Source organism: Candidatus Neomarinimicrobiota bacterium (genome assembly GCA_041862535.1).
GTDB lineage: Bacteria > Fidelibacterota > Marinisomatia > SCGC-AAA003-L08 > TS1B11.
This window is the reverse complement of the sequence record JBGVTM010000305.1, coordinates 1-3,412: the sequence shown is the minus strand read 5'-3', so window position 1 is coordinate 3,412 and position 3,412 is coordinate 1. Positions and strand designations below refer to the sequence as shown.

The window sequence follows — 3,412 nt, the reverse complement described above, 5'->3', positions numbered from 1 at the left end:
CCCCAGGTAGGCCCCGATGAGGGAACCGGCGGCGCAAATCAGAGCATACCAGAAGGCCCGGGACGGGACGGACACAGCCAGAGCAATCAGAAGCACGTCGGGTGGGATTGGAAAGAATGATGACTCGGCAAAGGCCAGCAGGAACAGGGCCGGCGCTCCATAGGGGGTTTCGGCCCAATGGAGGACCCAGTCGTACAGGCGGCGTAAGGGACGGCTGACCATCATAATCGTTCGAAAAATAGGCCTAAACTTAAAGCGATCACCGTTGCGCGGCATAGGCCTTCCTTTAAGGCTGGTGACTGCCGATCTATTCCTGGTGGATCGAGTAGTCTTTTCAATAGGGTTTTTCTCGTGACAGTATCTAGCTTAGGCCCACCTAATTATCACGACTTATGGACGTTCATGCACATGGTGGAGCCCTAGTTGCGCGGGTCTTAAAGGCGCAAGGGGTTCAAAATCTTTTCACTCTCTGCGGCGGGCACATCTCCCCCATCCTGGTAGCTGCCAAGGAACTCGGCATCAGGGTCATTGATGTGCGCCACGAGGCCACGGCTGTCTTCGCCGCCGATGCCGTAGCCCGCCTCTGTGGTATTCCAGGCGTCGCCGTGGTGACAGCCGGCCCGGGGGTAACCAATACGGTAACCGCGGTCAAGAATGCCCAGCTGGCCCAGTCGCCATTGGTGCTCATCGGCGGCGCGACAGCCACGGTCCTCAAAAACCGCGGCGCACTGCAGGATATTGACCAGAAGGCATTATTCAAGCCGCATGTGAAATGGCTCGCCGCTCCCAAGACCGTCCGGCAGATCGTTCCCACACTGGAATCGGCTTTCCGACTCGCCCGGGAGGGAGTTCCCGGCCCGGTCTTCGTCGAACTGCCGGTCGACCTGCTCTATCCGGAAGAACTCGTCCGACAGTGGTATCTTGGTGAGCCCGATACGTCGGTCAAGCAGCGAAGCCTAGCGAGCCGGATCCAGAAAACCTACTTGCGATACCATATGAACCGGCTATTTGCGGGTCAGGCGGACGAAAGCCCAGCGCCGCCAGCTGTGTCGACCATCCAGCGGCCATCAGCGGCGCATATCAAGCAGGCCGCAGTCCTTCTGGAGACCGCGCAACGGCCCTTGATGATTGTGGGTAGCCAGGCCCTTCTCGCGCCGGCAGAAGTCAAGCAGCCAGCGAAGGCCATTGAAGGCCTGGGCATACCGGTCTATCTGGCTGGCATGGCCCGGGGACTGCTGGGGCCGGACCATCCCCTGCAGTGCCGCCACCAGCGCCGGCAGGCGCTGAAAGAAGCCGACCTGGTCATCCTGGCCGGGATGCCCTGTGATTTCCGGCTGAATTACGGCCGCCAGATCCCCCGCAGCGCTATTCTGATAACCGTCAATCGTGATAAGGGCCAGCTGCGATTGAATCGGCGGCCCAAGCTGGCAATTCACGCCGATCCGGCACTGTTCCTGTGGGGACTCTCCGACCTGGCTGGATGGGATTCCGGCAGGTGGCCGTCCTGGCTGGTCCGCTTGCGGCGCCTTCAGGAAGAGGGGGAAAAGCGGATCACGACCCATGCGGAGGAAAGGTCTGATTGGATCAATCCGCTGCGGCTGCTTCGAGAAATTGATGCCAGCCTGGCACCTAAGAGCCTGATCGTGGCCGACGGCGGCGATTTCGTGGCCACCGCCAGCTACACGGTGCGTCCCCGGGGACCCCTCTCCTGGCTGGACCCCGGTGTGTTTGGCACGCTGGGCGTAGGAGCCGGGTTCGCCCTGGGGGCCAAGCTCTGCCGCCCCGAAGCGGAAGTATGGATCCTTTACGGCGATGGTGCGGTGGGATTCTCGCTCATGGAACTGGACACCTTCGTCCGGCACGGCCTGCCAGTGATCGCCGTGGTGGGTAATGACGGCGGCTGGACCCAGATCGCCCGCGAACAGGTGCCTCTGCTGAAGGATGATGTCGGGACCACTCTCGCCCGCATAGACTACCATATAGTCGCTGAGGGATTGGGCGCCCGGGGATACCTGCTGGACAATCCGGCTGACATTCCGGACGTCCTGGCCGCGGCCAGAGCCGCCATTGGAGAGGGCAAGCCGGTACTGATCAATGCGCTGATCGGAAAGACGGGATTCAGGAAGGGGGCGGTCTCGATCTGACGCTACCGGGGCCAGTGAGAAATTCAACAAAATCCATACAAAATTCAGCATTTTAAAGTTTTTTCCCGACGAGAGGCCGGAATCTGCCTGTTGAAAAACATTTCCGCTCCAAAAGCAGGGACGGGAGTGCGCGCGGGGCGATATGGCGGCGGCAAATGGTGGAGAACAGTGCAAAATGCAAATTGCAAAGAGCAAAATGCCCCGAAGGGACTCCTTCGGAGCAAAATGAGATCGCCACTCCCGACCTTCAGGTCGGGCTCGCGATGACGGATTGCTACGGCCACTGTGAGGTATTGCAGCGGTAAGAGCACCCGCGGCATGATATGGGTTAGCATTATCATAGCGGCTGAATATAAGCCATTGGCAGCGGTTTGTCGTTCGCCTGGTGCGCTTGGTGCGCGAGATGCGCGAAAAAAAGAAGTTTCAAGTTACCCCAAAGGGGTCCCTCAGGGACAAGTTTCGGGTTGTTAGTGGTCAGCAGACAGGTTCTGATCGGAGCGGTTCAGCAACCGCAGGACGATTTTTTCTCCATGAATGCCGGGCAGGGTGGAGACCCGCACGTCCAGCTCGCCATTGGACCCGCTGAAGCTGAACTTCCCGTCCTGGGGACGGCGCTTCTCGGCAATGTCCATGTTGGCCAGGATCTTCAACCGGCTGAGCACCGCCGACTGCTGCCGGGTGATGTCAGGCCCCCGGGATAGCAGGCCGTCGATGCGGTATCGGACTGAAAGCGCCCCTTCCCGGGACTCCAGATGAATGTCACTGGCCCGGCTGGTAACAGCCTGGTGGAGCAGCAGCTCCACGATCTCCACAGCCGATATGTTCAGGTCTATGGGATTCTTGGTAGGAGTCGCTCTCTCATTAAAAGGGATAACGTTGATATCCATGACGGATTACAGCGACGGAAGACACGCGCTTCTCATGTAAGCCTGTTCAGACAGGGTAACCAGGAGCCGTTCCGCACATTTCACTGACCAGGGGGATATTCCAGCACGTTGGAACAGACTGGCTCCGGCCAGACCGCCGCCCGGGGATCCTGCTCCGGATCACCGGTGCGATACACGCTGTGGTAAATGGCCTGTACCTTAAAGCCCTTGCCCAGCGGCACATTGATCCCGTACGCCCCGGAGAACAGGTCCACTATTGTAGAGAGGTTTTCGTTAGCCTTCAAGGTCTTGAGCTGGATGCTCTGTCCCGCCATCAGGGACTGCACCAGGGTGGGATCTACGTCCACAAATGCCGTGTCTTCCCCTTCCGCCAGTACCATG

At 59.5% G+C, this 3,412-nt stretch carries 4 protein-coding genes; 1 reads left to right on the top strand and 3 read right to left on the bottom strand.

Annotation, left to right across the window (positions count from 1 at the left end; translation table 11 throughout):
• On the bottom strand, window positions 1-222 hold a 222-nt coding region (locus tag ACETWG_11035), incomplete at its 3' end, for a YqaA family protein (GenBank protein ID MFB0517119.1).
• A gap of 170 nt (window positions 223-392) precedes the next feature.
• Here ACETWG_11035 and ACETWG_11030 point away from each other — a divergent pair.
• Window positions 393-2,144, top strand: coding sequence for a thiamine pyrophosphate-binding protein (locus ACETWG_11030; protein MFB0517118.1), 1,752 nt, complete (start codon window positions 393-395; stop codon window positions 2,142-2,144).
• A gap of 467 nt (window positions 2,145-2,611) precedes the next feature.
• Here ACETWG_11030 and ACETWG_11025 read toward each other — a convergent pair whose 3' ends face one another.
• Both ACETWG_11025 and ACETWG_11020 read right to left on the bottom strand, forming a co-directional pair.
• Window positions 2,612-3,031, bottom strand: coding sequence for an ATPase, T2SS/T4P/T4SS family (locus tag ACETWG_11025; protein ID MFB0517117.1), 420 nt, complete (start codon window positions 3,029-3,031; stop codon window positions 2,612-2,614).
• 80 nt (window positions 3,032-3,111) lie between these two features.
• Window positions 3,112-3,412 (bottom strand): hypothetical protein (locus tag ACETWG_11020; protein ID MFB0517116.1); only part of this gene is annotated, 301 nt, incomplete at its 5' end.